We start from the raw sequence: 26,398 nt of genomic DNA, 5'->3' as shown, positions 1-26,398 counted from the left end.
GAGCCGCAAAGCGGCCCCAATCAGCACCGATACCGCGTTATCGGCAGGTTTTGCCGATATTTGAGGGTCAGGCCGAAGGCAACTGGTGAATGAAACTGACCACCCGCTCGCCGAGCTCCCGCGCCAATGGCAATTCCGGGTTGAGGTAGCTGTCACGCTGCAGGTGCATGTCCTTGGGGCTGATGCGCAGCATGTGGTTCATGCCGTCGATCAGTACCAGCTGGGCATCCGGCTTGGCCGCCTTGAGGCGTTCGGCGTCGGCCACGTCGACCTGCACGTCATTGCGGCCCTGCACGATCAGCGCAGGCATCGGCAAGCGGGCGAAGGCCTGCGCCGGGTCCTGCTGGAGCAGGGTGATCAGGTAGGGCTGCACACTGGGGCGGAACACCTGGCGCAGCGGCGCCGGCACGTCCAGGCTGGTCTGCCCGGCCTGCAGGCGGTCGAGCAGGGCGCTGCCACCGGCCAGTTGCGCCGGTGACATGCGCTGGGCAAGCTGCTCGCGCAGCACGTCCGCCAAGGGCCGGCCCATGCCGGCCAGGGTGATCACCGCGCTGGCGCCGGCACGCTCGGCGGCCAGGCTGGCGATCAGCGCCCCTTCGCTGTGGCCGACCAGGATCAGTGGGCCGAAACGTGGGTCGGCCTTGAGCTTGCGGCTCCAGGCCACCACGTCGTCGACGTAGCGCTGCACGCTGAGGTCGCGCTCATCGGGTGTGGCCGGCTGGCTGGCCGCCACCCCACGCTTGTCGTAGCGCACGCTGGCGATGTGTTCGTTGGCCAGCACCAGGGCCAGGCGCTTGAGGTTGTCGATACGCCCCGAGGCCGGGTTGTTGCCGTCGCGGTCGGTGGGACCGGAACCGGCGATGATCAGCACCACCGGCGGTGGTGTGGCCTGTTGCGGCAGCAGCAGGCTGCCGTGCAGCACACCCTGGCCGGTGTCCAGGTCGATGGGCCGTTGCAGCACGGTGGGGGCGGCGGCCTGGGCCAGGCCAGTGCACAGCAGGAGGAAGAAGGCGACGAGGCGCGACATCATGCGGTACTACATGGAGAGATGACGCTTTGACCCAATGTTTGCGGGAAGGTTCGCAGGCAAGCCTTACGCAGCGCACAGACAGCCATTCCATCTGTATACTCCCTGCTTTCGTTCATCTCAGGCAGATTTCGCGGAGCGTCCATGTCCGGCAATACCTACGGCAAGCTGTTCACTGTCACCACCGCTGGCGAAAGCCATGGCCCGGCGTTGGTCGCCATTGTCGATGGTTGCCCACCTGGGCTGGAAATCTCCCTCGCCGACCTGCAGCACGACCTTGACCGGCGCAAGCCCGGCACCAGCCGGCACACCACCCAGCGCCAGGAAGCCGACGAAGTGGAGATCCTCTCCGGCGTGTTCGAGGGCCGTACCACGGGCTGCTCGATCGGCCTGCTGATCCGCAACACCGACCAGAAGTCCAAGGACTACTCGGCGATCAAGGACCTGTTCCGCCCGGCCCACGCCGACTACACCTACCACCACAAGTACGGCACCCGCGACTACCGTGGCGGCGGCCGCAGTTCGGCCCGCGAAACCGCCATGCGCGTGGCCGCGGGTGCCATCGCCAAGAAGTACCTGGCCACCCAGGGCATCCAGGTGCGTGGCTACATGAGCCAGCTGGGCCCGATCGAAATCCCGTTCAAGAGCTGGGACTCGGTGGAGGAAAACGCCTTCTTCAGCCCCGACCCGAGCAAGGTGCCGGAACTCGAGGCCTACATGGACCAGCTGCGTCGTGACCAGGATTCGGTCGGGGCGAAGATCACCGTGGTCGCCGAAGGCGTGATGCCAGGCCTGGGCGAGCCGATCTTCGACCGCCTCGACGCCGAGCTGGCCCACGCGCTGATGAGCATCAACGCGGTCAAGGGCGTGGAAATCGGGGCCGGCTTCGCCAGCGTTGCCCAGCGCGGCACCGAACACCGTGACGAGCTGACCCCGGAAGGCTTCCTCAGCAACAATGCCGGCGGCATCCTCGGTGGCATCAGCTCGGGCCAGCCGATCGTCGCCCACCTGGCGCTGAAGCCGACCTCCAGCATCACCACCGCAGGCCGCTCGATCGATGTCGATGGCAACCCGGTCGAGGTGATCACCAAGGGCCGCCATGACCCCTGCGTAGGCATCCGCGCCACGCCGATCGCCGAAGCGATGATGGCCATCGTGCTGATGGACCACCTGCTGCGTCACCGTGCGCAGAATGCCGATGTGAAAGTCAACACCCCGGTGCTGGGCCAGCTCTGATCTAGCCAGGCCCGGCCTCTTCGCGGGTCAAGCCCGCGAAGGGGCCGGTACAGGTCTCCACAAGGCCCATTCCATGCAACCGATCCCCTACTGGCGCCTGTCCAGCTTCTACCTGTTCTACTTCGCCCTGCTGGGCTCCACCGCGCCGTTCCTGGCCTTGTACTTCGACCACCTGGGTTTCTCCCCGGCACGCATCGGCGAGCTGGTGGCCATCCCCATGCTGATGCGCTGCATCGCCCCCAACCTGTGGGGCTGGCTCGGTGACCGCAGTGGCCAGCGCCTGCTGATCGTTCGCCTGGGCGCCTTGTCGACTCTGGCCACCTTCTCGCTGATCTTCTTCGGCAAGAGCTACGCCTGGCTGGCGCTGGTGATGGCGCTGCATGCGTTCTTCTGGCATGCGGTGCTGCCGCAGTTCGAAGTCATCACCCTGGCCCACCTGCATGGGCAGACCTCGCGCTACAGCCAGGTGCGCCTGTGGGGCTCGATCGGCTTCATCCTCACCGTGGTCGGCCTGGGCCGGCTGTTCGAATGGCTGAGCCTGGACATCTACCCGGTGGCACTGGTGACCATCATGGCTGGCATTGTCGCCGCCAGCCTGTGGGTGCCCAATGCCCAGCCGGTGGAGCAGGGCGAGCGCCGTGAGGCGGGCGGTTTCCTGCGCCAGCTGACGGCGCCAGGGGTGATCGCCTTCTATATCTGCGTGGCGTTGATGCAGCTCAGCCATGGCCCGTACTACACCTTCCTCACCCTGCACCTCGAACACCTGGGCTACAGCCGCGGTGCCATCGGCTTGCTGTGGGCGCTGGGAGTGGTGGCCGAAGTGCTGATGTTCATGGTCATGAGCCGCCTGTTTGCCCGCTTCAGCGTGCAGCAGGTGCTGCTGGTCAGCTTCCTGCTGGCAGCGCTGCGCTGGCTGCTGCTGGGCAACCTGGCGGGGGAGCCGGCCGTGCTGATCTTCGCCCAGTTGCTGCACGCGGCCACCTTCGGCTGCTTCCACGCCGCGTCCATCGCTTTCGTCCAGGCCAGTTTCGGTGCCCGCCAGCAAGGTCAGGGCCAGGCGCTGTACGCGGCGCTGTCGGGTACCGGCGGTGCGTTGGGCGCCCTGTACTCGGGCTACAGCTGGAAAATGCTGGGGCCGACCTTCACCTTTGGTATGGCCAGCGCCGCAGCGCTGGCGGCAGCCGTTATCATTGCCACTCGTTCGAAATCGACCAGGACCAGCAGCCGATGAGCATCCTCTGTGTTTTCCACCCGTCCAGCCCGGACTTGCCGAGCAAGGTGCTGACCCACCACGACGACATCGCCGCGACCCTGGCCGAGCAGGGCGTGCGCTTCAGCCACAGCCCGCTGGAGTTGCGCGTGCGCCCGGGCAGCAACCAGGCTGATGTGCTCGACGCCTGCCGTGGGCACCTCGATCAGCTGATGACGGCGCAGGGCTGCGCGGCGTTCACGCTGCTCAACCGTGATGGCCTCGATCCGACGCAGGTCGATGTGCGTGACGAGCATGTGCACGACAGCGACGAAGTGTTCGCCGTCGTGACCGGCCGCGCACAAGTCGGCCTGCGTCTGGGCGAGTATGTGTATGCGGTGTTGTGCGAAAAGGGTGACCAGCTGGTGGTCCCGGCAGGGACGCGGCGCTGGGTGGAGCTGGGGGACAATCCGTTCTGCCTGGCGTTGCGCCTGTTTGCCAGTGAGCAGGGTATGGAGCCGCGGTTTACCGGCGATGCGACTGCTCGGGCGTTTCTCGGGATCGACGAGCTTTAGTGACTGACCGGGCCTCATCGCGGATAAATCCGCTTCTACAAACAGGTACCCCGCCATCCCTAGGGGCAATGCAGTATCTGTGTGTAGGAGCGGATTTATCCGCGATGAGGCCGGTACAGACAAACCTCAGCGGTAGGTCGGCAGCGCAAACCGTTGCTGGCTCTGCAGCATGGATATCACCGGCAGTTCACTGGCCTGCTCGGCCAGGTCACGACGAATGGCACTGATCGCCCAGGACAACTGCTCGGCACTGTGCAGCTGGCCGTAGGTCAGCACACGGCGGGTGACCTTGCCGTCGGCGGCGCGCAGGGTCAGCAGCACGCCACCGTCAGGGCGGGGCTGGGTGGCGACCTGGTAAGCCGAGAACACCGAGACGAATTTTTCCTGGATGAGGTCCATATCAACTCCTGACTGTTGTGTGGGCAGACGTGAGTTGATCTTTGCAGTGACCGTGCCAGAACGTGGAGGCGGGGAAAGTCCCGTAAATACAGGGCCTTATGGGGTATTTTCAGTAGCGGCATCGTGCAGGCTGCATGGTCGTGCATTTAGCACAGTGCATTTTGCACGGTTCAGGCTTTGCCTATCAGCCCCATAGAATCTGAACCTTTGACCGCAATGGCATGCCTGACAAAAACTTGGGCAATCATTTATGCCAGGAGGTTCCCGATGTCCGCTCAACCCACCGCTACCGCCATGACCGATGACGAAACCGCCGCTTTTGCCGAGCAGGTCTTCGAGCGTGCCCGTCAGGGCGACGCCGAGATGCTCGGGCGCCTGCTTGCCGGCGGCTTGCCGGCCAACCTGCGCAATCACAAGGGCGACACCTTGCTGATGCTGGCCAGCTACCACGGCCAGCATGAAGCGGTGGAGGTGCTGCTGGCCCACGGTGCCGACCCGCTGATCGCCAACGACAACGGTCAGTTGCCCATCGCCGGCGCGGCGTTCAAGGGGGACCTGGCAATGATCCGCCTGCTGCTGGAAAGCGGCGTGCCGGTGGATGCTGCCGCGCAGGACGGGCGTACCGCGCTGATGCTGGCGGCGATGTTCAACCGTGGCGAGATTCTCGACTACCTGCTGGCACAGGGTGCCGACCCGGCGCGCCAGGACGCCCGTGGCGCCACGGCGCTGATGGCGGCGCAGACCATGGGCGCGGTGGACGCTGTCGCACGCCTGCAAGCGCTGGCCGGCTAACTGCCCGGGGGCATTTGCGGCTATCCTTGGCGACTTTTCACCCGTCGCAGGCCCCCTTCATGAAAAACCAGTTGCTCGAATTCATCAGCCTCATCGGCGCCGGCTGCATGCGCGATGAGGACATCGAGCGCATCGCCGACGAGGCCGCCCAGGCCTACGCTGACCCCGCTGCCTTCCTCGCCGCCAACCCTGATATCAACTACGACGACAGCTTCCCGATCCCGCTGGGTGAATGGGTGGTGCTCGGCAGTCTGCCAGACACGGTGGTGTTCCAGGCCGACAGCTATCAGGCGCTGTTCCAGCACATCAGCGATTCGTTCGACCAGAGCGTGCCGTTCACCCTCAAGCCCAAGCAGCTGGCGCGCACCGAGCCGCTGACCGCACTCAACCGCATCCAGGTGCAGATGGGCGCGCTGAACAAGGAAGCGGGTGGTTATGTGCTGCTCAACTTCAGCCAGCTACTCGATGACGAACTGCAGATGGTGATGGTTGGCCAGCAGGACCTGGCGCGGGTGCTGGAGCTGGGGGCCGAGGTGGGGATCAAGGTGGAGCCGGCACTGGAGGCCTTGAAGGTCGCGGTTCATGTCTGATTTGCAGCGCCTGTGAGATCGAGCGCCGCCCGCGCGGCGCATCGCAGGCAAGCCTGCTCCTACATCTGTTTCGGGCCAGTGAGTCCTGTGGCAGCGGCGCGCGTAACCCTTTGCGCATGGCACGATATCGTGTAGTACAAACAAAGGCCCGCGCGCTGATGGCACAGGCATGACTGGCCCGAAACAAATGTAGGAGCAGGCTTGCCTGCGATGCGCCGCGCGGGCGGCGCTCGATCTCACAGGCGCCGCAAATCCAGCGACAAGCCCCTCAGCCCAACGCGGTATCCAGAAACATCATCACCGCAAACCCACCCATCAATCCCAGGGTCGCCGAGGTCTGGTGCCCGTTGCGGTGGGTCTCGGGAATCACTTCGTGGGACACCACGAAGATCATCGCTCCCGCCGCCAGCCCCATGCTGATCGGGTAGGCCAGGGCAAACCCGGTGGAAATGCCCAGGCCGATCACCGCGCCCAGAGGTTCCATCAGCCCTGAACCAATCGCCACCAGCGCAGCTTTCAGGTTCGACAGCCCGGTCGCCCGCAAGGCCAGGGCCACGGCCAGGCCTTCAGGGATGTCCTGGATGGCGATGGCGCTGGTCAGCGGCAGGCCGATGTTCATGTCGCCATTGGCGAAGCTCACGCCGATCGCCATGCCTTCGGGCAGGTTGTGCAGGGTGATCGCCAGCACGAACAGCCACACCCGGCTCAGCCGCTCGGCCTCCGGGCCGCACGGCCCGGTGCTTTCATGCTCGTGCGGGGTGAAGCGGTCGAGGCCGAGCATCAGCAGCACGCCCAGGCCCATGCCCAGCACCACGGTGAACGCCGCCGCCGGGCCGTTGCCGGTGATCGCCCGGGCGGCATCCAGGCCCGGCAGGATCAGCGAGAACGAACTGGCAGCGAGCATCATGCCGGCGGCAAAACCGAGCATCACATCCTGGCTGCGCGCGCTGACATCGCGCAGCACCACCGCCAGCACCGCACCCAGGGCGGTGGCAGCAAAACCGGAAAGCCCGCCGAACGCGGCCAGGTGCAGGTTGTCGGCGTGGTCGCCATTGATGGCGTTCCAGAAGCTGGCCGCCAGCAGCACGATGACCGCCAGCAGGCTCACGCCCAGGCCCGCGCTGAGCCATGGGGTGCTGAGCGCCTGCTGGCGCCAGGCGCTGAGCAGGGAAGGTGGGGTGGCGCTGTGGCTGTGGGCGGGGGGCATAGGAACCTCGAATCCATGAATGCTTGCAGTCTATGCAGTGACCTGTGCGGCTGGCCAAGGATTCCCTTCTATGGCGCCGATAGAGGACTATGCTCAGCAACAGCCTCTCAAGGAGAACGTGGCAATGGGCTCTACATTCAATGGCCTGGTCGGCCTGATCATCCTCGCCCTGGACATCTGGGCGATCCTCAATGTGATCAAGAGCGGCAGCGAAGTGGGGATCAAGGTGCTGTGGATTCTGCTGATTGCCCTGCTGCCGGTGATCGGCCTGGTGATCTGGGCGATTGCCGGGCCGCGGGGTGATGTCCGTATATGAAAGCCGCGTCGCAGACAAAATCAGCAATAGTGTCGTGACAAAATTTTCACATTGGTTTAAACAGAATCCGCTCCCGCATAATGCAGCGTTGGGCCAGCCCCAACGCCATCTCCGCAAACCGCAATCCTAGGACCTTCCCATTCATGGCTAACACGGATGCCTTGAGGCAACAGGGCGCGCGAGCGTTCACGCCGACCTTGAAATCGCACCTGGCCTATACGCTGCTCAGCGGCCTGGTGATCATGTTGATGCTCAGCCTGGTGCGCCTGGCGCTGCTGGTCTACAACAGCGACATGATCGGCGACACCCCTTACTCGACCGTCGCCGAAGGCTTCTTCAACGGATTGCGCTTCGACCTGCGGGTGGTGGTGTACCTGAGCATTCCTCTGCTGCTGGCAATGCTGAGCCCCTGGCTCATGGCCCGGCGCGGGCTGTTCCGCTTCTGGCTGACCCTCGCCTCGAGCGTGGTGATGTTCCTCGGCCTGATGGAGATGGACTTCTACCGTGAGTTCCACCAGCGCCTCAACGGCCTGGTCTTCCAGTACATCAAGGAAGACCCGAAAACCGTGCTGAGCATGCTCTGGTACGGCTTCCCGGTGGTTCGCTACCTGCTGGCCTGGGCCTTCGGCACCTGGCTGCTGAGCCTGCTGTTCAAGGGCATCGACCGCCTGACCCGGGGTACCGGCGAACAGCGCGTGGCGCCGTGGTACAACCGCCTGGCGGTGTTCATGGTGATCTTGCTGGTGGCCGTGGTTGCCGCCCGTGGCACTCTGCGCCAGGGCCCGCCGATGCGTTGGGGTGACGCCTTCACCACCGACTCCAACTTCGTCAACCAGCTGGGCCTGAACGGCACCCTGACCCTGATCGACGCTGCCAAGAGCCGCTTCGGCGAAGACCGCGCCAATATCTGGAAGCCGGTGCTGAAACAGGACCTGGCCACCGAGACCGTGCGCAAGCAGCTGCTGACCGCCAACGACACCCTGGTCGACGCCGACGAGGCAGCCGTGCGCCGCGACTTCGTGCCGCCGGCCGACCGCACCCTGCCGATCAAGAACGTCGTGGTGATCCTCATGGAAAGCTTCGCCGGTCACTCGGTCGGCGCCCTGGGCAGCCCGAACAACATCACCCCGTACTTCGACAAGCTGGCCAAAGAAGGCCTGCTGTTCGACCGCTTCTTCTCCAACGGCACCCATACCCACCAGGGCATGTTCGCCACCATGGCCTGCTTCCCCAACCTGCCAGGCTTCGAATACCTGATGCAGACCCCTGAAGGTGGCCACAAGCTGTCGGGCCTGCCCGCGCTGCTCAGCGCCCGTGACTACGACGACGTCTATGTCTACAACGGCGATTTTGCCTGGGACAACCAGTCCGGGTTCTTCGGCAACCAGGGCATGACCACGTTCATCGGCCGTAACGACTTCGTCAACCCGGTGTTCTCCGACCCGACCTGGGGTGTGTCCGACCAGGACATGTTCGACCGCGGCAACGAGGAACTGGCCAAGCATGACCAGAAGAAGCCGATCTACGCGCTGCTGCAGACCCTGTCCAACCACACCCCGTACGCGCTGCCAAGCAACCTGCCGGTCGAGAAGGTCACAGGGCAAGGCCGCCTGGACGAGCACCTGACCGCCATGCGCTATTCCGACTGGGCGCTGGGCCAGTTCTTCGAGAAGGCGCGCAAGGAGCCGTACTTCAAGGACACCCTGTTCGTCATCGTCGGCGACCACGGCTTCGGCAACCAGCAGCAGGTCACCGAGCTGGACCTGGGCCGCTTCAACGTGCCGCTGCTGCTGATCGCGCCGGGCATCCAGGAGAAGTTCGGTGCGGTCAACCACACCGTGGGTACCCAGGTCGACATCGTGCCGACCATCATGGGCCGCCTGGGTGGCGAAACCCGTCACCAGTGCTGGGGCCGCGACCTGCTCAACCTGCCTGAGGGCGACCCGGGCATCGGCATGATCAAACCGTCGGGCAGCGAGCAGATCGTCGGCCTTGTCAAGGGCGATCACCTGCTGATCGAGTCCAAGGACATGAGCCCGCGCATGTACCGCTACCAGCTGGGCAGCGAGTTCAAGGCCGAGCTGATCGAAAGCCCTGAGCAGCCGCAGATGCTGCAGCAGCTCGAGGCCTTCATCCAGACGGCGACCAAGAGCTTGCTGGACAACACCGCCGGTGTTGTCCACGGTACGCCAAAGAAATAAGCATCCTGTAGCAAACAGAAAGGGCCGCATTGCGGCCCTTTCTGTTTCTGTTGCTGGCAGTTGCATGAACGAATTCCCAGGCCCAAGGTCTGCATCTACAGGCGTCACACACCAGGTGTTCTTTGATTGAGAGGGCAATTCAATGAAAGAGTGGGAAGTCATCTTTGCCGACCAGAAAGGCGAGCCAACCACCTTGCTGTTGCATGGTGAGCAGTGCCCCAGCGAGGAGGAAGCGGCCCGCGCCATCCGTTCGCATCTGTTTCCGGTCATGGATGAGCTGGACCTCAACGACTTCCAGGACCGCGCCCCATCCCCCACTGCACGCTGGCTCAAGGAGCAGAACGGCGTGATCATCACCAGCATCCACGAAGCGCCCTGAATCACGGGTTGGCGTGGTGCCTGCGCAGGCACTACGCTGGAGGGAGGTGCCGGCCTTTTCTGCGGGCCTGCACCCATTCAATTCGCGTCTTGCATCAGCTCGATCTGTCGGCAGTGCCGGCAGGTGCGTAGTGCACGGAAAGTCTATCCATCGCATTATTCGGGAGGACGATTCATGAGCAGCCTGAACGACGATATCAGCAGCAATGTCCTGCGCCAGATGAAAGCTGGCGGTTTCGACTTCACCCGCATCCACCCCATCGAGTTCTACGCGGTATTTCCAGATGAAGCCGGCGCGCGACGGGCAGCCGGGCAGTTTCGTGGTGAATCGTTGAATGCTCAGGTGCGTGAACTGGACGATGGCGCGTGGCACCTGGAACTGAGCAAGGTCATGTACGCCACCTATGGCGGGATTGGTGATTTCGAGGAAGCCTTCGAGCAGGTCGTTTCACCCTATGGTGGCGAAGTCGAAGGGTGGGGCGTCAAGCAGGAGAGGCCGATTGCCTGAAAGGAATGTGTTGCCTTCTTCGCGGGCACGCCCGCTCCCACAGGGATATCACCGCCCTCAGGCCCTGTGATGTCTCTGTGGGAGCGGGCTTGCCTGCGATGGGCCGCACAGCGGCCCCGACAATCTCAAGGCCTGCGCCCAGCCATATGCCCCAGATAAGCCAATAGCGCATCCAGCTCCTGCTCGCTCAACACATTCTCGGCAAACCCCGGCATCCGCGCCTGCGGCCATTGCCGCAAGCCCTGCGGGTCACGGATGTACAGGCGCAGGTACTCAGGCCGGAAGTACTCGGTCGGGTTGTGCGGCACGTTCAGGTCGGGCCCGAACTGCGCATCCCCCGCACCATTAAGCCGATGGCAGGCCAGGCAGTTCTGCTGGAACAGGGCAAAGCCTTGGCGCACCGGGTCATTGGCCGGCAGCCTGGGGTCGGGCAGCAGCGCCGGAAAACGCTGTTCGACCGGCGCCAGTCGACGAATCGTGGCGACCTGGAAGGGCCATTGCTCGGGGCGGATGCCGCTCGCCTGCGGGTTGCTCCACACCAGGTAGAACGGCCCGGCGCTCGGCTTGCCATCGCCCAGCGCTGGCCAAGGTTTGGCCGGGTCCTCGACGGCCAGCCAGGCACGTGCCGGGCCTTCCTGCAGCAAAGGCCCAGCAGGCATTTCTGCGGCAAAGCCGTCCAGTGCTACGGCCTGCAGATGGTCATCGGCCTTTACCCCTTGCAGCAGCGTTGCCAGGGGCACGGCGCGATAATGCATGGGCCGCTTGTAGGAGACGTCCTGATCGATGTCGATGTCGCGTGCCTGAGGGTGCTTCAGCAGTTCGTCGCTGGACCACTGCCGGGCACTGTCACCCAGCTCCAGGTACAACTGCGCCGCCGATAGCGGCAGGCTCAACAACAGGGCCAACAGGGCAATGCAATGGCGCATGGGCAATCTCCGACCGGAAAGTCGCAGGTTAACCCAAGCGCGGCATTGGCGCTTTCAGCCGAACAACCGCGTGAGGTTGGGAAGAATCAGCAGCAAAGTCGTGGCGAAGAGAATGAGCCCGGCTTGGCGAAGTTTCGATTGTCTGAACATGGCGGACCGCCTTCTTGTTGTTATTCCTGAATACCCGGTGGCTTCCTTGTCGGGTCTGCTTGCCTCATGTATGTGGATATAAACCACCCACAGGGCGAGCGTTAACCAATATTGAGAACCCTTTGTTCTAAATAGCTTGAACGGAAATTCCGATTGGCTATGAGGCCAGTGGCCATAGCGCTGGCACGCTCTGCCTAGACAGCCGCGTATCCAGCTGCGGTTCTCCGACAAAATGTGACCGTTCGTCAGTGCAGCCTACTTGCTTGTACGTGGCTTTCGCGTCAGTCTCTACAACAGATTTCCACCCATGTCGTTCAGGACTATCCCTATGTCGTTACGCATCTGCATCCTTGAAACCGATGTCCTGCGACCGGAGTTGACCGCGCAGTACCAGGGCTACGGAAGGATGTTCGAGCAGCTCTTCTCGCGTCAGCCGATCGCCGCCGAGTTTCGTGTGTACAACGTGATGAACGGCGACTACCCGCCCGACGGCGAACGCTTCGATGCCTACCTGGTGACGGGCAGCAAGGCCGATTCGTTCGGTAGCGACCCCTGGATCCAGACGCTCAAGGCCTACCTGCTCAAGCTCTACGAGCGTGGCGAGAAGCTGCTGGGTGTGTGTTTCGGTCATCAGCTGCTGGCACTGACCCTGGGTGGCAAGGCCGAGCGCGCCGACCAGGGCTGGGGCGTGGGCGTTCACCGCTATTCGCTGGCGGCGCATGCGCCGTGGATGGACCCGGAGGTTTCCGAGCTGACCTTGCTGATCAGCCACCAGGACCAGGTCACCGAGCTGCCGGAGGGCGCCACGGTGATTGCCTCCAGCGACTTCTGCCCGAATGCGGCATACCACATCCGTGACCAGGTGCTGTGCTTCCAGGGCCACCCGGAGTTCGTCCACGACTACTCACGGGCGCTGCTCGATGCGCGTCAGGAGTACCTGGGGGACGAGGTGTACCACAAGGCCATTGCCAGTTTGGCCACCGAGCATCAGGGTGACCTGGTGGGCGAGTGGATGATGCGCTTCATCCAGCAGCCGGCCAAGGCCAGCGACAGCGCTGCCTGATCAATTGCCGGGGCTGCAAAGCAGCCCCGGCATTCTAAAGCCAGCCAGATTTCTTGAAGCTGGCAAACAGCCCGGTACACCCCAGCACGATCACGCCGAGTACCCCGAAGTAGCCATAGTGCCAACCCAGCTCCGGCATGTTCTGGAAGTTCATCCCGTAGATCCCGGCAATCGCCGTGGGGAAGGCCAGGATCGCCGCCCAGGCGGCAAACTTGCGCTGCACGATGCTCTGCCGTGACGATTCCAGCAGCATGCCGATCTCGATGGTCTGGCTGGCGATGTCGCGAATCCCGGCCAGGTCCTCCATCTGTCGCGTCACGTGGATCTGCACATCTCGAAAGTACGGGCGCATGTTCTTGTCGATGAACGGGAAGCTCAGGCGCTGAAGTTCTTCGCTGACTTCCACCATCGGCGCCACGTAACGGCGCAGGCGCAGGATGTCGCGGCGCAGGCTGTGCAGGCGCTGGATATCCTCCTCCTGCAATGTGGTGCTCAGCACGCTCTGTTCCAGCTCCTCGATCTCGCCATGAATGGCCTCGCTGACCGGCTGGTAGTTCTCGGTGACGAAGTCGAGCAGGGCATACAGCACGAAGTCTTCGCCATGTTCGAGCAGCAGCGGGCGCGCCTCGCAGCGCTGGCGCACCAGGGCGTAGGATTTCGAGTGGCCGTTGCGGCAGGTGATGATGTAGCCGTTGCCGGCAAAGATGTGGGTTTCGATGAACTCCAGCTTGCCTTCGTGACGTACCGGCGAATAGGTGACGATGAACAGCGCGTCGCCGAAGGTTTCCAGCTTGGGCCGGCTGTGCTTCTCCAGCGCATCCTCGATGGCCAGTTCGTGCAGGTTGAACTGGCACTGCAGGTTGGCCAGCTCCTCGGCGTTGGGCTCTTCCAGGCCGATCCACACGAAGTGCCCCGGCTTGCGCGCCCACTCGCTGCCCTCGTCGATATTGATGTTGGTGACCTTTCTGCCGGCGGCATACACCGCCGATGCCACGACTCGACCCATGGTTATCCACTTATTCGGTTGCACACGGGCTACAGCTTGGGCTGTAGTTGGCCGTAGAGCAACTGTAGGAGCGAGCTTGCTCGCGATGAAGCAAACTAGGTCTTTTTCAGTTCACTTTCCATAAGGTCGATACATTGCTGCATCTGGGTGCGGCACTGTTCGATCAGTGCCGGCAGGTCCTGCTGGCTGAGGCCGCTGGTGGCGATCGGTGGCAGCGAGCGCACGATCACGGTACGCCGCCGCCAGCTGTTCAGGCCCAGGCGCCGGGCATAACGGCTGACGCACACCGGTACGATGGGCACGCCGGCCTCCACGGCCATGTGGAACGCACCTTTCTTGAACGCCAGCAGTTGTTCTTCGGGGTTGCGCGTGCCTTCCGGGAAGATCCAGATCGAGGTGTCGTCGCGCAGGATGCCCGTGGTGGTCTGCATGGCCTTGCGCGCCAGGTAGGCATTGTTGCGGTCGATCAGCACATTGCCGCCGAGCCAGAACAGCTGGCCGAACAGCGGGATCCAGCCGAGGCTTTTCTTGCCGATGGCTACGGTGCGTTGCGGCACCACACGGCCGAGGATGAACAGGTCGAAGTTGGACTGGTGATTGGCGACGATCACGCAGCCGGGCGGTTGGTCCCATAGCGGGCCGACTTCGGCCTTGACCTTGATGCGCATCAGCCAGGTGGCCGGCAGGCTGTAGAGGCGGGCAAAGATGCGGCTGTTGTCACGGTTGAAGGGGCGCAGCAGGCCGATCAGCAGGCCGAGGGCGCTCGCCAGCAGGAAGTGCAGCGCCAGCAGGAACATGCGAAGCGAGTAAAGCATGGTACGACTCACACCAGACAGTCGCGGCGCAGTGTACGGCTGTGCACTGGCCGCGGCAAACCTTGGTGTGAGTCAGTGCACTCAGCCCATGTGGCCCTGGTCGAGCAGAATCGCCTCGTCCAGGGTATCCAGCAGCCCCTTGCGCACTTTCAGCTTGGTGTTCTTGTGCGCCAGCATGTTCAGCTTCTTCAGCTCGCGGGCAACGCCCTGGGCAACCTCAAGCAGTTGCTCGGCCGGCACCACCTTGTCGAGGAAGCCGGCATCCAGTGCATCCCTGGGTTCGAACATCTCGGCATTGATCACCGAGCGGTGGAAGGCCGAGCGGCGCAGGCGGTCGCGGGCCAGCTCGATGCCGGCGTGGTGCATGGTCATGCCGATCTGCACTTCGTTCAGGCCGATCTTGTACGGCCCTTCGACGCCGATGCGGTAATCCGCCGACAGCAGCAGGAAGGCACCCTTGGCCACGGCATGGCCGGGGCAGGCGACGATCACCGGGAACGGGTGCGACAGCAGGCGACGGGCCAGGGTGGAGCCGGCGGTGACCAGGGCGACGGCTTCTTTAGGGCCGGAGGTCATCACCTTGAGGTCGTACCCCCCGGAGAGAATGCCTGGCTGGCCGGTGATGATCACCACGGCACGCTCCTGCGTGGCGCGGTCGAGGGCGGCATTGAAGGCCGCGATGACGTCCGGCGAGATGGCGTTGACCTTGCCGTTGTCCAGGGTCAGGGTGGCGATGCCATCTTCGGCGTGGTAGGTAATCAGCTCGCTCATTGCAGGATCCTTTGGGTGACGTGGCGCTGACGTTACCCAGCGCCGAAGGCCAGGTAAAGCAGCAAGGCTGACTGGTCGGTCAGCGTTTATTGGTCCCTCCATGCAAATACATGAAAAATTTGAAAAAAATGCTTGCCAAAGAAAAGCTCTTCTACTAAATTAGCGCGCCTCGACGGGGTGAAAGCCTCGAAGGGAAAACGGTGAAGTGTCCGAGTGGTCGAAGGAGCACGCCTGGAAAGTGTGTATACGAGAAATCGTATCAAGGGTTCAAATCCCTTCTTCACCGCCACATTCTGCGAAAGCCCCCGAGCTGAAAAGTTCGGGGGCTTTTTGCATTCCGGGGCCTTGTAGGAGCGCCCCGGCAAGGCCGCTCCTACAAGGCCGTCACTCGCTCCAGAGACTCAAAAGTTCACTGAGGCCGACAACCGCGCTGTCCGCGGCGCCCCCTGGAACAGATAGTTGTCACCCAGGTAATCCCCCACATCACGCCAGTAGCGCTTGTCGAAAACGTTATCCACTGTCAGCCGCAGCACGGTGTCATACCCACCGATCTGCGTGCGGTAGCGGCTACCGATATCGAACACGGTGTACCCACCCACCTCGACGTTGCCAGCCTGGCTCGCATACTTGCTGGCGCTGTAGCGCGCCCCGCCGAGCAATGCCAGGCCGGGTACTGGCAAGCTGTACTCGGCCTGCAGGGCGGCGCGCAGCCGCGGCACGTTGATCGCCTGATGGCCCTCATAGGCATCGGTGCCGCTGTCCTGCACCCGGGCGCGAATCGCTGCGGCGCTGGCCTGCAGCTGTAGATTAGAAGTTGCCCAGCCGCTGGCGCCCAGTTCCAGGCCGATGTTCTTCTGCTGGCCCTGTTGCACATAGGTGAAGCTGCCGTCACCTTCGGGGCGTGCGTACTGGTAGGCCTGGCGGATCTGGAACAGCGCGGCACTGAAGCTCATGCCTTGCCAGTCACGCTTGATGCCAAGCTCCAGCTGATGCGAGAGGGTAGGGGCGAGTATCTCGGCCGCGTTGCTGGCATACCAGGGTGCTGTGCCGCCAGCCGACAACCCCTTGGCGTAGCTGGCATACACCGTGGTGTCGGGGCGTGGTTTGTAGATGAGCGCGGCATTGGGCAGCAGCTGGTATTGCCGGGTATGCCGCCCGGCCACGCCGTTCTCGTCCCAGGTTTTTTCATCCAGGCGCACTTCGCGGGCTCCAAGCACGGTCTGCCATTGTTCGTTGAAGCTGATGCGATCGCTGACGAACAGGCCGTACTGGCGGCTGTCCAGGCGCTTTTCGCTGGCACCGACCGGCTTGTCCGACGGCGCAACGGCCGGCGCGCCGGTATAGATGTTGCCGCTGCCGACCAGCTCGTTGTAGTAGGGGCGCTGGTCGAGCGTGCGGCGTTGGGCGCTGCTGCCCACGGTCAGGTCGTGCTGCACACCCAGCGCGTCGAAATGGCCATTGAGCATGGCCTGGGCCTCATCGGTGCGGCGGGTATCGTCGGGGCTGCGGAAGTCGTAGATGTCGTAGTCGCCTTCGGGGCTGAAATGCGACTGCCAGCCACCCTCGCTGCCCCAGGCGAACGCGCTGTAGTCGTCGATCACCAGCTTGCTGCGCGATGCACTCAGGGTGCCGGTCCAGGCCTCGTTGAAGCGGTATTCGAAGCGCCCGCCCAGGTTCAGCGAATCGTTCTGCACAGGCTTTGCCCAGTGCTGGTAGGCCAGGCGGTCGCTCGGGTCGATACCGTGGGGCAGTTCGCTGCCGCCCAGCAGCTGATAGCCCGGTACCGAGCGCTGTTCGCGGTGCTGGTACTCGGCGTCGAGCTGCAAAGTGGCATCGGGGTTGATCTGCCAGTCGAATGCCAGCGAGGCGAAGTCGCGTTGGCCGTCGGCATGGTCGACGTAGGAGCGGATGTCCTCGTGGGCCAGGTTGACGCGCAGGCCGAACTGCCGCTCGTTGCCGAACCAGCCGCCAAGGTCGGTGGCCAGGTAGCGTTCGCCTTGGGCGTTGGTTGAAACCGTCACGCTGCGTACGTCGGCGGCGCGCTTGGTCACGTAGTTGATCAGCCCGCCCGGCTCCGACACGCCGCTCTGCAGGCCAGACAAGCCCTTGAGCAGCTCGACCTGCTGCTTGTTCTCCAGCGCCACGTTCTGTTCGCCGGCGATGGTCTGGCCATTGATGCGATAGCTGCTGGCGGCGTTGAGCTCGAAGCCGCGCACGTTGAAGTTTTCGTAGTATCCGATCGGGGCATAGCTTTCGCCTACCGAGGCGTCGCTTTGCAGCACTTCGCTGAGCAGGCGCACCTGGCGGTCTTCCAGCAGTTGCTGGCTGAACACGCTGACCGAAGCAGGGGTGTCGAGCAACGGGGCGGGCTGGAAGCCGCCGACCGAGGCCTCGCGCACCTGGTAGCCCTCATCGCCGTAGGTGTCGGACACCTGCACCGGGGCCAGTTCCAGGCTGTCTTCGGCCAGGCCATGGGGGCTGTGCAGGGCCAGGCCCAGGCTGAGCAGGCTCAGGGGCAGGTGAGGGCGAAGCAGGGGCATGCAGGGGCGTCCTTGGGGTGAAGCGCACTGGCCCCTTCGCGAGCTTACCCGCGAAAGGGCCAGTACAGGCAGAAAAAGGCCGCTATCTTAGCAGGCCCAGGCCCTGCAGGGGCTCAGTCAGCAGTTGACGGGCGGCGATGCTGGCGCCAGGTGTCGTCGATCTTCGACCAGGTCTTGCCATCGGTGATGGCCATCAGTTTGCGGCCATCCTTGAAGGTGGCCAGGAAGGTGGCTTCTTCCTCTTTGCCGCCCAGCCAGAGCCCGGCCAGCAGGCCCACCGGGCCGGCTACCAGTGCCCCGGCCACGCCCCAGCCGAGGGCGGTACCCAGGCTGCGGCTGGACTCCAGGCTGGCCAGGCGCAGGTCAGCGATGCGGGCCAGAGAAATGCGTTCGCCGGGTGAAGGGCTGCGCGGGGTCTTGAGTGTGAGCGATCCATTGCGAAACTCGCCTTCACCTTGCAAGAAATCGCCGGATTGCACCGTGAGTCTTGTCATTGATTCATCCTGTCAGTGAAAGGTCCTTGACCAGCGCCTACTGAGCGCCGCCTGGGCAGGCAAGTCAACGACCAGGCGACGGAGGGTAATACGGAGGTCTGTTGCCCTCAATGGTGGCTTCAGGCTAGCTGGGGGGCGGCCTTGCGCTGTGCCAGGCCCCATACCACCAGGGCCAGCGTGCCGATTGCCAGGCCTGCCACGACGATGCCCATCCACCCTTGCCGCTGGAACAGCTGCGTGCCCAGCAACGAGCCTAGCGCACCGCCGATGAAGTAGCAGGTGATGTAGCCGGCATTCAGTCGCGTACGTGCTTCAGGTCGCAAAGCGATCACCGCATTCTGATTGCTCACGTGCACCAGTTGCACGGCCAGGTCGAGCACCAGCACGCCTGCCAGCAAGGCCAGCAGCGAACTTTCGGCAAAGCCCAGCGGGATCCACGACAGCAGCAGCGCCACCAGCCCGACGGTGGTCCCCAGCGAGCCCTTGCCGCGGTCGGCCAGGCGCCCGGCCCAGTTGGCTGCCAGTGCACCGGCCGCACCGGCCAGGCCGAACAGTCCGATGACCGCATCGGAGTAATGGTAGGGCTCGCGTGCCAGCAGGAAGGCCAGTGGTGTCCAGAACAGTGCGAACAGGCTGAACGCCAGCAGGCCAAGCAGCGAGCGCAGGCGCAGCACCGGCTCTTCGATGAACAGGCGGAACACCGAGCCGATCAGCGCCGGGTACTTCAGACCGGCATGGCTATTGTGTTCAGGCAGGTTGCGGTACAGCGCCAGTGCTGCGAGCGCCATCAGCACGGCAGCGAGCACATAGATGCTGCGCCAGCCGCCCAGTTCGGCCATGAAACCGGCCGCGGTACGTGCCAGCAGGATGCCCAGCAGCAGCCCGCTCATCAATGTGCCCACCGCGCGGCCGCGCTGATGCGGCTCACTCAGGGTGGCGGCCATCGGCACCAGGATCTGCGCCACCACCGAAAACAGGCCGGTGAGCGCGGTGCCGAGCAGCAACCAGGGCAGGCTTGGGGCACAGGCGCTGATGACCAGGCCCAGGGTGGAAATGGCCGTCATCACCACGATCAGCCGACGTTGTTCGAACAGGTCGCCCAGCGGCGCCAGCAGCAGCAGGCCGGCGCCATAGCTGAGTTGCGCGGCGATGACGATGCTGCCGGCGCTGGCAGTACTCAGGCCGAACTGTTGGGCGATGCTGTGCAGCAGCGGTTGCGCGTAGTAGTTGCTGGCCACGGCCAGGCCGGTGGCGGTGGCCATCAGCAGGATCAGGGCGCGGCTCAGGGAGGGGGCTTTCATGAGATTCTCGTTTGGTGCTGGGGGTGTTCTTCGGTGATTTTGTTGTGCCTGTGGGATCGAGCGCCGCCCGCGCGGCGCTCGATCTCTGCACCAGCATACAACTCAAGCCATGCACGTTGCCGCCTTCATACAACCCTCAAGCCGCAAACCCACCATCGGCCAACAAGCTGGCCCCGGTGATGTAACCCGCCTCAGGCCCTGCGAGATAGGCCACGAAGCTGGCAATCTCGTCCGCCTGCCCGTACCGCCCGATGGCCATCAGCGGAATCAGGCTTTCGGCAAACTCGCCACTGGCCGGGTTCATGTCGGTGTCCACCGGGCCCGGCTGCACATTATTCACGGTAATCCCCTGCGGCCCCAGGTCACGGGCCATGCCCTTGGTCAGGCCGACCAGCGCCGACTTGCTCATGGCATACGGGGCGCCACCGGCGAACGGCATGCGTTCGGCATTGGTGCTGCCGATGTTGATGATGCGCCCACCCTGGCCCATATAGCGGGCAGCGGCCTGGCTGGCGACGAACACGCTGCGCACGTTGACCGCGAGGGTGCGGTCGAAGTCCGCCAGGTCGAACTCGGCCAGCGGCGCAACCGCCAGCACGCCAGCGTTGTTCACCAGGATATCGAGGCGGCCGAACGCCTTCACGGTGTCGTCCACCGCCAGTTGCAGGGCTGCGGCGTCGGCGCTGTCGGCGCGCAGGGCCAGGGCCCGGCCGCCAGCGGCCTTGACCTCTTCGGCCAGCGCTTCGGCAGGGCCGGCAGAGCTGACGTAGGTGAAGGCCACCTGTGCACCTTCGCGAGCCAGGCGCCGCACGATGGCCGCGCCGATACCGCGCGAGCCGCCTTGGACGAAGGCGACTTTGCCTTCGAGGGTAAGTTGCTTGGACATGCTGATCTCCTGCTGGAAGCAAGGCCGGATGCCTTGGATGGACGCAGTATCGACCGATGATTACCTGCTGATAAGATGGCAATCACTATCAGCAGAGTAAACCTTTGGTTGGTAATCATGGCCATGGAGTCTTTCAACGCCCTCGAGTGCTTCATCCGAAGCGCCGAGGTGGGCAGTTTCGCCGAGGCGGCCCGGCGCCTGAGCATCACCCCGGCGGCAGTGGGCAAGCACGTTGCCCAGCTGGAAGCGCGCCTCGGGGTGCGGCTGTTCCAGCGTAGTACGCGCAAGCTGACCTTGACCGAGGCGGGGCAGCGTTTTCTCGGTGAGGTGAGCGACAGCTTTCGCACCATCCAGTACGCCGTGGCCAACCTGGCCAGTGCTGAAGGTCAGCCGGCCGGGCTGCTGCGGGTGAGCATGGGCACCGTTTTCGGCCGCCTGTACGTGCTGCCGCTGCTGGGGGAATTTCTGCGCCGCTACCCGGCGATCACCCCGGACTGGCATTTCGACAACCGCCAGGTCGACCTGATCGGCCAGGGTTTCGATGCGGCCATTGGCGGTGGTTTCGAGCTGCCGCTGGGCGTCGTGGCGCGCAAGCTGACCCCCGCGCATCGGGTGCTGGTGGCGGCGCCCGCGTACCTGGGCCGGCATGCCGTTATCGACGATCCGCAGGTGTTGCAGCGTCATGACGGGATTCTGATCCGCTCCCCGCAGACCGGGCGGGTACGTTCCTGGCCCTTGACCAGCCGTTGGCAGGAACAGCAACCGTTGCTGTTGCGCCAGGCGATGACCATGAGCGATTCGGATGCAGCGTGTGCGGTGGCGCAGCAGGGGTTGGGGATTGCCCTGGTCAGTTTGCCGTTTGCCGTGCCTTATCTGGAGGCCGGGCAGCTGCAGCGAGTGCTGCCGGACTGGTATGTGGATGATGGACATATCAGCTTGTATTACGCCGAGCACAAGCTGTTGCCGGGCAAGACCCGGGCGTTCATCGACTTTGTGGTGGAGCAGTTTGCCGAGCGGGGGTTGGCGACTCGCTTCGATGCGCTCTCAGGGGCTTAGAAGTGGGTTGCCAGCTCAGGCAACATCAATGATGTAGAAAAACTGAGTGCCGAGACGCACCTCATCATCGACTTTCTTGGCCACCAGTTGCTGTCCCAATGGCGAGCGCGGGGTGATCACGGTCACCCGTTCATCCCCCTCGCCAATCTTCAAGCCCGCCGCCTCTGGCCCGAGAAACAGCAACCGCCGCCCGCCATCTTCATCTTCCAGCGTCACCAGGTTGCTCACCTGCACCCCTCGCGCCGGGTCATACTCGCGCAACAGCAATTGCTGGTAGGTCAGCAGCGCCTGGCGAATTTCAGCCGTGCGCCGCGCCTGCCCAGTGGCCAGGTACGACGCTTCCAACCCCAGAGTGTCGTACTTGTTCTCGGCGATGTTCTCTTCGGCAGTGGCCGCTTCGTAGGCGGTCTGGGCCGCGCGGCGCAATACCTCCATGTCGGTTTCCAGGGCTGCGACGATGCGCGTGAGCAGGGTGGCCTTGTCCATGGTCAGTAGCAGAACTCCAGTACGTTGGCCTGGCTCTTGTCGGTAGGCGCGGTGCGGTTCTGGGCAAGCCAGAACTGGCACTTGGGGCTGTTGAGGTTGCGCGGGTTGCCCTGGGCGGCCTCGGCGGCCTGTTGCATTTCCTGCTTGTGCAGGATGTCCTTGTAGCGCTCGAACATCTCGCCCTGGGCGTCCACTGAGGGCACCGGTGCTGCGGCCGGCTTGCTGTAGGCCGGTGCAACCGCCAGGGCCACGGGTTCCAGTTGTTCGGGCCACGCTTGCAGGGCCAGCCACAGGCTCAGGGCGATCGCCACGGCGCCGAGCCAAAGGCCAAAGGCCACGCAGAAAATCAGTTGCAGTGGTTTGAGGGTAATCTTCAGTTCGCGGTGGCGGGGCATGGCGGCCTCCTGGCAGGGCGGGGCGAGGGTGCCATTGTCGCATGGCGCTGGCGCTTTTTTCCGTGTGATGCTTTTGTCGACGACAATTTATCCGCAGAATTCGCAGTTTTTGCGCAGGGCGAGGCAGGGCACATGAAAACCACCTGGGACATATTCTGCAGCGTCGTCGACAACTATGGCGACATCGGTGTGACCTGGCGCCTGGCCCGGCAGTTGGTGGCTGAGCACGACCTGGCGGTGCGCCTGTGGGTGGACGACCTGAATGCCTTCGTGCCGCTGTGCCCAGGTGCCGATCCCCGTGCCGCGCAGCAATGGCAGCAAGGCGTCGACGTGCGCTTTTGGCCTGCCGACTGGCAGCCTGCTGAGCCTGCCGACGTTGTGATTGGTGCGTTTGCCTGCCAGTTGCCGGCAGCTTACGTCGAAGCGATGCGCACACGCACGGCGCCGGTGCTGTGGCTGAACCTCGAATACCTCAGCGCAGAGGACTGGGTCGAGGGCTGCCATGGCTTGCCATCGCCACAACCCAATGGCCTGCGCAAGGTGTTCTTCTTCCCGGGCTTCACCGACAAGACCGGCGGGCTGTTGCGCGAGGCCAGCCTGCTGCCGCGCCGGCAGGCCTTCGAGCAGTCGGCCGAAGCGCGTGCGGCATTCCTCCAGGGCCTGGGCGTGCAGGTGCAGCCCGGTGCACTGCTGATGTCGCTGTTCGCCTACGAAAACGGCCAATTGGGCCGTTGGCTCGATGCGCTGGTCGAGGATACCGAGCCGGTTCACCTGCTGGTGCCGCAGGGGCGCATTCTCGGCGACCTGGGTGCCTGGCTGGGTGAGCAGCAGCTGCAGCCAGGCGATGTGCACCGGCGCGGCACGTTGACCGTGCAGATCCTGCCGTTCGTCAGCCAGGACGATTATGACCGCCTGCTGTGGAGCTGCGATTTCAACGCGGTGCGTGGCGAGGATTCGTTCGTGCGCGCCCAGTGGGCCGGCCGGCCGATGCTGTGGCACATCTACGTGCAGGACGAAAATGCCCACTGGGAAAAGCTCGAAGCCTTCCTCGGCCATTATCGACAGGGCTTGTCGGACGCCGCCAACGAGGCGCTGATGGCCTTGTGGCGTGCCTGGAACATGGACCGCGACATGCACGCGGCCTGGCAAGGCGCCCGCAAACACTGGGCGGAACTGCAGCAGCACGCCGCCGATTGGGCAGTGAGTCAGGCCGCTCGGCCGGACCTTGCCGCAGCGCTAGTACACTTTTACCGAAATTCGCTATGATACGCGGCCTCGATTTTTATAAATCCATCCAGATTCGGATATTTTGCAATGAAAACTGGTAAAGAAATCAAACCCGGTACCGTTCTGCGCATCGATAACGATCCGTGGCTGGTTCAGAAAGCTGAATTCACCAAGTCGGGCCGTAACAGCGCGATCATGAAGACCAAGCTGAAGAACCTGCTGACCGGCTACAAGACCGAAACCGTGTACGGTGCGGACGACAAGCTGGACGACGTGATCCTGGATCGCAAAGAAGCGACCCTGTCGTTCATCAACGGTGACGAATACACCTTCATGGACACCACCGACTACACCATGTACGAGCTGAACGCCGAGGACATCGAAGCCGTTCTGCCGTACATCGAAGAAGGCATGGAAGACGTCTGCGAAGCCGTGTTCTTCGAAGGCCGCCTGGTATCGGTTGAACTGCCGACCACCATCAGCCGTAAGGTCGTCTACACCGAGAACGCTGCTCGTGGCGACACCTCCGGTAAAGTCATGAAGCCTGCCAAGCTGGCAAACGGTACCGAGATCCAGGTTGCCGACTTCATCGCTATCGACGAGTGGATCGACATCGACACTCGCGACAACAGCTTCAAAGGCCGCTCCAAGAAGTAATCCTTCTTGCGAAACGCAAAAACCCGGCCTTGGCCGGGTTTTTTTGTGCCTGTGATTTACACGGTCACATGCAAACGCACATCCACATTGCCGCGGGTGGCGTTGGAGTAAGGGCAGACCTTGTGGGCCTTTTCCACCAGCCCTTCGGCATCGGCCTGGGCCAGGCCTGGCAGGTTGATGTGCAGGTCGATGTCCAGACCGAAACCACCCGGGATCTGGCCGATACCGACGTTGGCGGTGATCGAGGCATCCGCAGGCAGGGCTTTCTTCTCCTGGCCGGCCACGAACTTCAGGGCGCCGATGAAGCAGGCCGAATAGCCGGCGGCGAACATCTGCTCAGGGTTGGTGCCGTCACCACCGGCGCCGCCGAGTTCCTTGGGGGTGCTCAGCTTGACTTCCAGCTTGCCGTCGCTGGAGCGGGATTTGCCGTCGCGACCGCCGGTGGAGGTGGCTTCTGCGATGTACAGCGGAGTGACCTTTTGCATCTTGAGCCTCGCTAGTGTGCTGTGCGCCCCTGGTGATCAGGTGGCGTCGGGTGGGTACGGGATTTAAATTAGCGCGCAATTAGTTAGTGCGCAAGATAAATTTTCACCGCTCATCCGAACGGGCATCACACAGCGTAGCCGTCAGAGGTTTTTTTGCAGGCTTTCGCGCAGCTCCAGCAGGTCGGCCTGCAGCTGTTGCAGGCGTTCGAGGCTGAGGCCGCAGGCCTTGAGGATGCACTGCGGCACTTCCCGGGCCTGCTGCTGCAAGGCGCGGCCCTTGTCGGTCAGCTGCACCAGCACCACCCGCTCATCCTCGCGGCTGCGGTTGCGCTGCAGCAGGCCTTCGCTTTCCAGGCGCTTGAGCAGGGGCGTGAGCGAGCCGGGGTCGGTCAGCAGGTGCTGGCTGATCTCGCCTACGGTGAGGCCGTCCTGCTCCCACAGCACGAGCATGGCCAGGTACTGCGGGTAGGTCAGCCCCAGCGTTTGCAACAGGGGCTTGTAGACCTTGGTCATCAGCAACGAGGTGGAATGCAGGGCAAAGCAGACCTGGTTGTCCAGCAGCAGCTCGTCACAGGAAGCTTGGGTGTTGGCGTTCATGCAGGTCCTTGAATGTCATCAATGGAGAAATCTAGCACGCTGAAGGTTGGGGCGCTTATTGCCAGCGCAGTTCACTGCGCAGCGCCAGGTCCCAAGGTGGAACCGGGCTGAAGCGGCTCTTGAGAAATTCGAGCAGCAAACGGCTGCGAGAGTTCGTTTCATGTTCAAGGCGCAGTGCATAAATACCGCTGGTTTCAGCCTCCGGCAGGCCGTTGTCGCAGAACAGCGGCAGCAGTTCGCCGCGCAGCAGGTAGTCGCTGATCAGCCAGGTCGGCAGGTGGGCGATGCCGAGGCCGGCGAGGGCGCCGAACAACAGGGTCTCGGCGTTGTTGGCAGCCATGCGCATGCGTGCCGGGCGATACAGGCGCATCTGCCCGTCGACCGCGAAGCGCCAGGCGAAAGGTGGCGCCAGGCCGTCCCAGTCGAGGCCGTCGTGGCCGGGCAGTTCGCTGGGGCAGCTGGGCATGCCGCGGCTGGCCAGGTAGGCAGGGCTGGCGCAGGCGATACGCACCATGTGCGCCAGTTTTGTTGCGACCAGGCGGGTGTCGGCCAGGGGGCCGGCGCGCAGGACCAGGTCGACCTCGCCCAGGTGGCTGCCCTGCAGGTCGACGAAACTGTCGATCAAGCGCAATTGCACATCCAGGCCTGGATAGGCCAGCAGAAAGTCGGCGATCGCCGGCGCCAGGTGACGGCGGCCGAAGGCGGCCGGGGCGTCGATGCGGATCAGGCCCTCCGGGGCATTGCTCAGTGATACCGCCTCGGCGCGGGCCAGGCGCAGTTCCTCGATGATGCGCCGGGCTCGCTCGGCGAAGGCGTTGCCCGCCGGGGTGGCGCGTACGGCATGGGTGCTGCGGGTGAACAGGCGACTGCCCACGGCGCTTTCCAGGTTGTCGATGCGCCGCGCCACGGCGGACGGTGTCAGCGGGTGGCGACGGGCGGCGGCGGAAAAACTGCCGCTCTCGAGCACATCGAGAAACAAGCTCAGTTGTTCAGTCAGGGTATCGGGGCTCATGGTCACTCTGCTTGTGCGTGAAGCGCACAGCCATTGTGCGTTGCTGTGCGTTTCCCCGCTAGCGCCCAGTCGTTAGCATGCTCGCATTCAAACTGCTGGCGGATGAGGCCCTG

29 protein-coding genes and 1 tRNA gene are annotated in these 26,398 nt (G+C 63.8%); 14 read left to right on the top strand and 16 right to left on the bottom strand.

Annotated features, from left to right (window positions below):
• Nucleotides 1–67 precede the first annotated feature (67 nt).
• The gene (locus tag ACIPZ8_RS16715) at nt 68–1,030 is read right to left on the bottom strand and encodes an alpha/beta fold hydrolase (protein WP_313711509.1); all 963 of its coding nucleotides are present in this window, start codon (nt 1,028–1,030) and stop codon (nt 68–70) included.
• A 141-nt stretch (nt 1,031–1,171) separates the two neighbouring features.
• On the opposite strand from ACIPZ8_RS16715, the gene aroC reads away from it, so the two are divergent.
• The 3 genes from aroC to ACIPZ8_RS16700 all read left to right on the top strand — a co-directional run bounded on the left by aroC (nt 1,172) and on the right by ACIPZ8_RS16700 (nt 4,027).
• Nucleotides 1,172–2,263, top strand: a complete 1,092-nt coding sequence (gene aroC, locus ACIPZ8_RS16710; protein ID WP_400725240.1) for a chorismate synthase — start codon at nt 1,172–1,174, stop codon at nt 2,261–2,263.
• 73 nt (nt 2,264–2,336) lie between these two features.
• On the top strand, nt 2,337–3,494 hold the full coding sequence (locus tag ACIPZ8_RS16705; RefSeq protein WP_400725238.1) for an MFS transporter: 1,158 nt from the start codon (nt 2,337–2,339) through the stop codon (nt 3,492–3,494).
• Nucleotides 3,491–4,027 carry an oxidase gene (locus tag ACIPZ8_RS16700; RefSeq protein ID WP_400725235.1) on the top strand — a complete coding sequence of 179 codons (537 nt, stop codon included), beginning with the start codon at nt 3,491–3,493 and terminating at the stop codon, nt 4,025–4,027. The genes ACIPZ8_RS16705 and ACIPZ8_RS16700 overlap by 4 nt, the downstream gene beginning before the upstream one ends.
• A gap of 126 nt (nt 4,028–4,153) precedes the next feature.
• Here the strand turns inward: ACIPZ8_RS16700 and ACIPZ8_RS16695 are convergent, their stop codons facing one another.
• Complete coding sequence (locus ACIPZ8_RS16695; protein WP_027596016.1) at nt 4,154–4,426, bottom strand: DUF3509 domain-containing protein; 273 nt, start codon at nt 4,424–4,426, stop codon at nt 4,154–4,156.
• Between the two features lie 267 nt (nt 4,427–4,693).
• On the opposite strand from ACIPZ8_RS16695, the gene ACIPZ8_RS16690 reads away from it, so the two are divergent.
• The gene (locus ACIPZ8_RS16690) at nt 4,694–5,218 is read left to right on the top strand and encodes an ankyrin repeat domain-containing protein (protein ID WP_400725232.1); all 525 of its coding nucleotides are present in this window, start codon (nt 4,694–4,696) and stop codon (nt 5,216–5,218) included.
• A 59-nt stretch (nt 5,219–5,277) separates the two neighbouring features.
• Entirely contained in the window at nt 5,278–5,808 is a 531-nt protein-coding gene (locus ACIPZ8_RS16685) for a hypothetical protein (RefSeq protein ID WP_400725230.1), read from the top strand.
• Nucleotides 5,809–6,076: 268 nt separating this feature from the next.
• Here ACIPZ8_RS16685 and ACIPZ8_RS16680 read toward each other — a convergent pair whose 3' ends face one another.
• Nucleotides 6,077–7,015, bottom strand: coding sequence for a ZIP family metal transporter (locus tag ACIPZ8_RS16680; protein WP_400725227.1), 939 nt, complete (start codon nt 7,013–7,015; stop codon nt 6,077–6,079).
• A gap of 124 nt (nt 7,016–7,139) precedes the next feature.
• Here ACIPZ8_RS16680 and ACIPZ8_RS16675 point away from each other — a divergent pair, with 124 nt between their 5' ends.
• From ACIPZ8_RS16675 to ACIPZ8_RS16660, 4 genes are all read left to right on the top strand, one after another.
• Nucleotides 7,140–7,331, top strand: coding sequence for a PLDc N-terminal domain-containing protein (locus tag ACIPZ8_RS16675; protein WP_400725649.1), 192 nt, complete (start codon nt 7,140–7,142; stop codon nt 7,329–7,331).
• Between the two features lie 143 nt (nt 7,332–7,474).
• On the top strand, nt 7,475–9,532 hold the full coding sequence (locus tag ACIPZ8_RS16670) for an LTA synthase family protein (protein WP_400725224.1): 2,058 nt from the start codon (nt 7,475–7,477) through the stop codon (nt 9,530–9,532).
• A 142-nt stretch (nt 9,533–9,674) separates the two neighbouring features.
• On the top strand, nt 9,675–9,911 hold the full coding sequence (locus ACIPZ8_RS16665) for a hypothetical protein (protein WP_027919510.1): 237 nt from the start codon (nt 9,675–9,677) through the stop codon (nt 9,909–9,911).
• 174 nt (nt 9,912–10,085) lie between these two features.
• Nucleotides 10,086–10,418, top strand: coding sequence for a ribonuclease E inhibitor RraB (locus tag ACIPZ8_RS16660; protein ID WP_110639695.1), 333 nt, complete (start codon nt 10,086–10,088; stop codon nt 10,416–10,418).
• A gap of 125 nt (nt 10,419–10,543) precedes the next feature.
• On the opposite strand, the gene ACIPZ8_RS16655 is transcribed toward ACIPZ8_RS16660, so the two are convergent.
• Nucleotides 10,544–11,344 (bottom strand): c-type cytochrome, encoded by an 801-nt coding sequence (locus tag ACIPZ8_RS16655; RefSeq protein ID WP_400725220.1) that lies wholly within the window; start codon nt 11,342–11,344, stop codon nt 10,544–10,546.
• Between the two features lie 478 nt (nt 11,345–11,822).
• Here ACIPZ8_RS16655 and ACIPZ8_RS16650 point away from each other — a divergent pair, with 478 nt between their 5' ends.
• The gene (locus ACIPZ8_RS16650; protein ID WP_400725217.1) at nt 11,823–12,557 is read left to right on the top strand and encodes an amidotransferase; all 735 of its coding nucleotides are present in this window, start codon (nt 11,823–11,825) and stop codon (nt 12,555–12,557) included.
• 34 nt (nt 12,558–12,591) lie between these two features.
• Here the strand turns inward: ACIPZ8_RS16650 and ACIPZ8_RS16645 are convergent, their stop codons facing one another.
• The 3 genes from ACIPZ8_RS16645 to ACIPZ8_RS16635 all read right to left on the bottom strand — a co-directional run bounded on the left by ACIPZ8_RS16645 (nt 12,592) and on the right by ACIPZ8_RS16635 (nt 15,149).
• Nucleotides 12,592–13,563: a magnesium and cobalt transport protein CorA gene (locus tag ACIPZ8_RS16645; RefSeq protein WP_110638272.1), complete on the bottom strand. Its 972-nt coding sequence runs from the start codon at nt 13,561–13,563 to the stop codon at nt 12,592–12,594.
• A gap of 95 nt (nt 13,564–13,658) precedes the next feature.
• Complete coding sequence (locus ACIPZ8_RS16640) at nt 13,659–14,378, bottom strand: lysophospholipid acyltransferase family protein (RefSeq protein ID WP_400725214.1); 720 nt, start codon at nt 14,376–14,378, stop codon at nt 13,659–13,661.
• 81 nt (nt 14,379–14,459) lie between these two features.
• Complete coding sequence (locus ACIPZ8_RS16635) at nt 14,460–15,149, bottom strand: crotonase/enoyl-CoA hydratase family protein (protein WP_400725211.1); 690 nt, start codon at nt 15,147–15,149, stop codon at nt 14,460–14,462.
• Nucleotides 15,150–15,348: 199 nt separating this feature from the next.
• Between ACIPZ8_RS16635 and ACIPZ8_RS16630 the strand changes: the two genes are divergently transcribed.
• Nucleotides 15,349–15,438 (top strand) — tRNA-Ser (locus ACIPZ8_RS16630).
• A gap of 112 nt (nt 15,439–15,550) precedes the next feature.
• Here the strand turns inward: ACIPZ8_RS16630 and ACIPZ8_RS16625 are convergent.
• The 4 genes from ACIPZ8_RS16625 to ACIPZ8_RS16610 all read right to left on the bottom strand — a co-directional run bounded on the left by ACIPZ8_RS16625 (nt 15,551) and on the right by ACIPZ8_RS16610 (nt 20,370).
• Nucleotides 15,551–17,689 (bottom strand): TonB-dependent siderophore receptor, encoded by a 2,139-nt coding sequence (locus ACIPZ8_RS16625; protein WP_400725208.1) that lies wholly within the window; start codon nt 17,687–17,689, stop codon nt 15,551–15,553.
• Between the two features lie 113 nt (nt 17,690–17,802).
• Entirely contained in the window at nt 17,803–18,183 is a 381-nt protein-coding gene (locus ACIPZ8_RS16620) for a hypothetical protein (protein ID WP_400725205.1), read from the bottom strand.
• 119 nt (nt 18,184–18,302) lie between these two features.
• Entirely contained in the window at nt 18,303–19,484 is a 1,182-nt protein-coding gene (locus ACIPZ8_RS16615) for an MFS transporter (protein ID WP_400725202.1), read from the bottom strand.
• Nucleotides 19,485–19,620: 136 nt separating this feature from the next.
• A complete protein-coding gene (locus ACIPZ8_RS16610; protein WP_400725199.1) occupies nt 19,621–20,370 on the bottom strand; it encodes a 3-oxoacyl-ACP reductase family protein in 750 nt (249 codons plus the stop codon).
• A 117-nt stretch (nt 20,371–20,487) separates the two neighbouring features.
• Between ACIPZ8_RS16610 and ACIPZ8_RS16605 the strand changes: the two genes are divergently transcribed.
• Entirely contained in the window at nt 20,488–21,426 is a 939-nt protein-coding gene (locus ACIPZ8_RS16605; protein ID WP_400725196.1) for a LysR family transcriptional regulator, read from the top strand.
• Nucleotides 21,427–21,441: 15 nt separating this feature from the next.
• On the opposite strand, the gene ACIPZ8_RS16600 is transcribed toward ACIPZ8_RS16605, so the two are convergent.
• The gene (locus ACIPZ8_RS16600; RefSeq protein ID WP_400725193.1) at nt 21,442–21,912 is read right to left on the bottom strand and encodes a transcription elongation factor GreAB; all 471 of its coding nucleotides are present in this window, start codon (nt 21,910–21,912) and stop codon (nt 21,442–21,444) included.
• A gap of 2 nt (nt 21,913–21,914) precedes the next feature.
• Nucleotides 21,915–22,307: a hypothetical protein gene (locus ACIPZ8_RS16595; protein WP_400725190.1), complete on the bottom strand. Its 393-nt coding sequence runs from the start codon at nt 22,305–22,307 to the stop codon at nt 21,915–21,917.
• Nucleotides 22,308–22,439: 132 nt separating this feature from the next.
• On the opposite strand from ACIPZ8_RS16595, the gene earP reads away from it, so the two are divergent.
• Nucleotides 22,440–23,573: an elongation factor P maturation arginine rhamnosyltransferase EarP gene (gene earP / locus ACIPZ8_RS16590; RefSeq protein ID WP_400725187.1), complete on the top strand. Its 1,134-nt coding sequence runs from the start codon at nt 22,440–22,442 to the stop codon at nt 23,571–23,573.
• 48 nt (nt 23,574–23,621) lie between these two features.
• The gene (gene efp / locus ACIPZ8_RS16585; protein ID WP_027919495.1) at nt 23,622–24,191 is read left to right on the top strand and encodes an elongation factor P; all 570 of its coding nucleotides are present in this window, start codon (nt 23,622–23,624) and stop codon (nt 24,189–24,191) included.
• 56 nt (nt 24,192–24,247) lie between these two features.
• Here efp and ACIPZ8_RS16580 read toward each other — a convergent pair whose 3' ends face one another.
• From ACIPZ8_RS16580 to ACIPZ8_RS16570, 3 genes are all read right to left on the bottom strand, one after another.
• On the bottom strand, nt 24,248–24,676 hold the full coding sequence (locus ACIPZ8_RS16580; protein WP_027596038.1) for an organic hydroperoxide resistance protein: 429 nt from the start codon (nt 24,674–24,676) through the stop codon (nt 24,248–24,250).
• Nucleotides 24,677–24,817: 141 nt separating this feature from the next.
• Nucleotides 24,818–25,273: a MarR family winged helix-turn-helix transcriptional regulator gene (locus ACIPZ8_RS16575; RefSeq protein WP_400725183.1), complete on the bottom strand. Its 456-nt coding sequence runs from the start codon at nt 25,271–25,273 to the stop codon at nt 24,818–24,820.
• Between the two features lie 55 nt (nt 25,274–25,328).
• Nucleotides 25,329–26,285: a LysR family transcriptional regulator gene (locus ACIPZ8_RS16570; protein ID WP_400725180.1), complete on the bottom strand. Its 957-nt coding sequence runs from the start codon at nt 26,283–26,285 to the stop codon at nt 25,329–25,331.
• Between the last annotated feature and the right edge of the window lie 113 nt (nt 26,286–26,398).

This window comes from Pseudomonas sp. NPDC089422, assembly GCF_044749405.1.
Taxonomy (GTDB): domain Bacteria; phylum Pseudomonadota; class Gammaproteobacteria; order Pseudomonadales; family Pseudomonadaceae; genus Aquipseudomonas.
This window is presented reverse-complemented; position numbering and strand designations above follow the sequence as displayed.

Coding starts and splice junctions, on each gene's coding strand:
- ACIPZ8_RS16715 (WP_313711509.1), bottom strand. CDS start 1,030: ATGATGTCGCGCCTCGTCGCCTTCTTCCTCCTGCTGTGCACTGGCCTG.
- aroC (WP_400725240.1), top strand. CDS start 1,172: ATGTCCGGCAATACCTACGGCAAGCTGTTCACTGTCACCACCGCTGGC.
- ACIPZ8_RS16705 (WP_400725238.1), top strand. CDS start 2,337: ATGCAACCGATCCCCTACTGGCGCCTGTCCAGCTTCTACCTGTTCTAC.
- ACIPZ8_RS16700 (WP_400725235.1), top strand. CDS start 3,491: ATGAGCATCCTCTGTGTTTTCCACCCGTCCAGCCCGGACTTGCCGAGC.
- ACIPZ8_RS16695 (WP_027596016.1), bottom strand. CDS start 4,426: ATGGACCTCATCCAGGAAAAATTCGTCTCGGTGTTCTCGGCTTACCAG.
- ACIPZ8_RS16690 (WP_400725232.1), top strand. CDS start 4,694: ATGTCCGCTCAACCCACCGCTACCGCCATGACCGATGACGAAACCGCC.
- ACIPZ8_RS16685 (WP_400725230.1), top strand. CDS start 5,278: ATGAAAAACCAGTTGCTCGAATTCATCAGCCTCATCGGCGCCGGCTGC.
- ACIPZ8_RS16680 (WP_400725227.1), bottom strand. CDS start 7,015: ATGCCCCCCGCCCACAGCCACAGCGCCACCCCACCTTCCCTGCTCAGC.
- ACIPZ8_RS16675 (WP_400725649.1), top strand. CDS start 7,140: ATGGGCTCTACATTCAATGGCCTGGTCGGCCTGATCATCCTCGCCCTG.
- ACIPZ8_RS16670 (WP_400725224.1), top strand. CDS start 7,475: ATGGCTAACACGGATGCCTTGAGGCAACAGGGCGCGCGAGCGTTCACG.
- ACIPZ8_RS16665 (WP_027919510.1), top strand. CDS start 9,675: ATGAAAGAGTGGGAAGTCATCTTTGCCGACCAGAAAGGCGAGCCAACC.
- ACIPZ8_RS16660 (WP_110639695.1), top strand. CDS start 10,086: ATGAGCAGCCTGAACGACGATATCAGCAGCAATGTCCTGCGCCAGATG.
- ACIPZ8_RS16655 (WP_400725220.1), bottom strand. CDS start 11,344: ATGCGCCATTGCATTGCCCTGTTGGCCCTGTTGTTGAGCCTGCCGCTA.
- ACIPZ8_RS16650 (WP_400725217.1), top strand. CDS start 11,823: ATGTCGTTACGCATCTGCATCCTTGAAACCGATGTCCTGCGACCGGAG.
- ACIPZ8_RS16645 (WP_110638272.1), bottom strand. CDS start 13,563: ATGGGTCGAGTCGTGGCATCGGCGGTGTATGCCGCCGGCAGAAAGGTC.
- ACIPZ8_RS16640 (WP_400725214.1), bottom strand. CDS start 14,378: ATGCTTTACTCGCTTCGCATGTTCCTGCTGGCGCTGCACTTCCTGCTG.
- ACIPZ8_RS16635 (WP_400725211.1), bottom strand. CDS start 15,149: ATGAGCGAGCTGATTACCTACCACGCCGAAGATGGCATCGCCACCCTG.
- ACIPZ8_RS16625 (WP_400725208.1), bottom strand. CDS start 17,689: ATGCCCCTGCTTCGCCCTCACCTGCCCCTGAGCCTGCTCAGCCTGGGC.
- ACIPZ8_RS16620 (WP_400725205.1), bottom strand. CDS start 18,183: ATGACAAGACTCACGGTGCAATCCGGCGATTTCTTGCAAGGTGAAGGC.
- ACIPZ8_RS16615 (WP_400725202.1), bottom strand. CDS start 19,484: ATGAAAGCCCCCTCCCTGAGCCGCGCCCTGATCCTGCTGATGGCCACC.
- ACIPZ8_RS16610 (WP_400725199.1), bottom strand. CDS start 20,370: ATGTCCAAGCAACTTACCCTCGAAGGCAAAGTCGCCTTCGTCCAAGGC.
- ACIPZ8_RS16605 (WP_400725196.1), top strand. CDS start 20,488: ATGGCCATGGAGTCTTTCAACGCCCTCGAGTGCTTCATCCGAAGCGCC.
- ACIPZ8_RS16600 (WP_400725193.1), bottom strand. CDS start 21,912: ATGGACAAGGCCACCCTGCTCACGCGCATCGTCGCAGCCCTGGAAACC.
- ACIPZ8_RS16595 (WP_400725190.1), bottom strand. CDS start 22,307: ATGCCCCGCCACCGCGAACTGAAGATTACCCTCAAACCACTGCAACTG.
- earP (WP_400725187.1), top strand. CDS start 22,440: ATGAAAACCACCTGGGACATATTCTGCAGCGTCGTCGACAACTATGGC.
- efp (WP_027919495.1), top strand. CDS start 23,622: ATGAAAACTGGTAAAGAAATCAAACCCGGTACCGTTCTGCGCATCGAT.
- ACIPZ8_RS16580 (WP_027596038.1), bottom strand. CDS start 24,676: ATGCAAAAGGTCACTCCGCTGTACATCGCAGAAGCCACCTCCACCGGC.
- ACIPZ8_RS16575 (WP_400725183.1), bottom strand. CDS start 25,273: ATGAACGCCAACACCCAAGCTTCCTGTGACGAGCTGCTGCTGGACAAC.
- ACIPZ8_RS16570 (WP_400725180.1), bottom strand. CDS start 26,285: ATGAGCCCCGATACCCTGACTGAACAACTGAGCTTGTTTCTCGATGTG.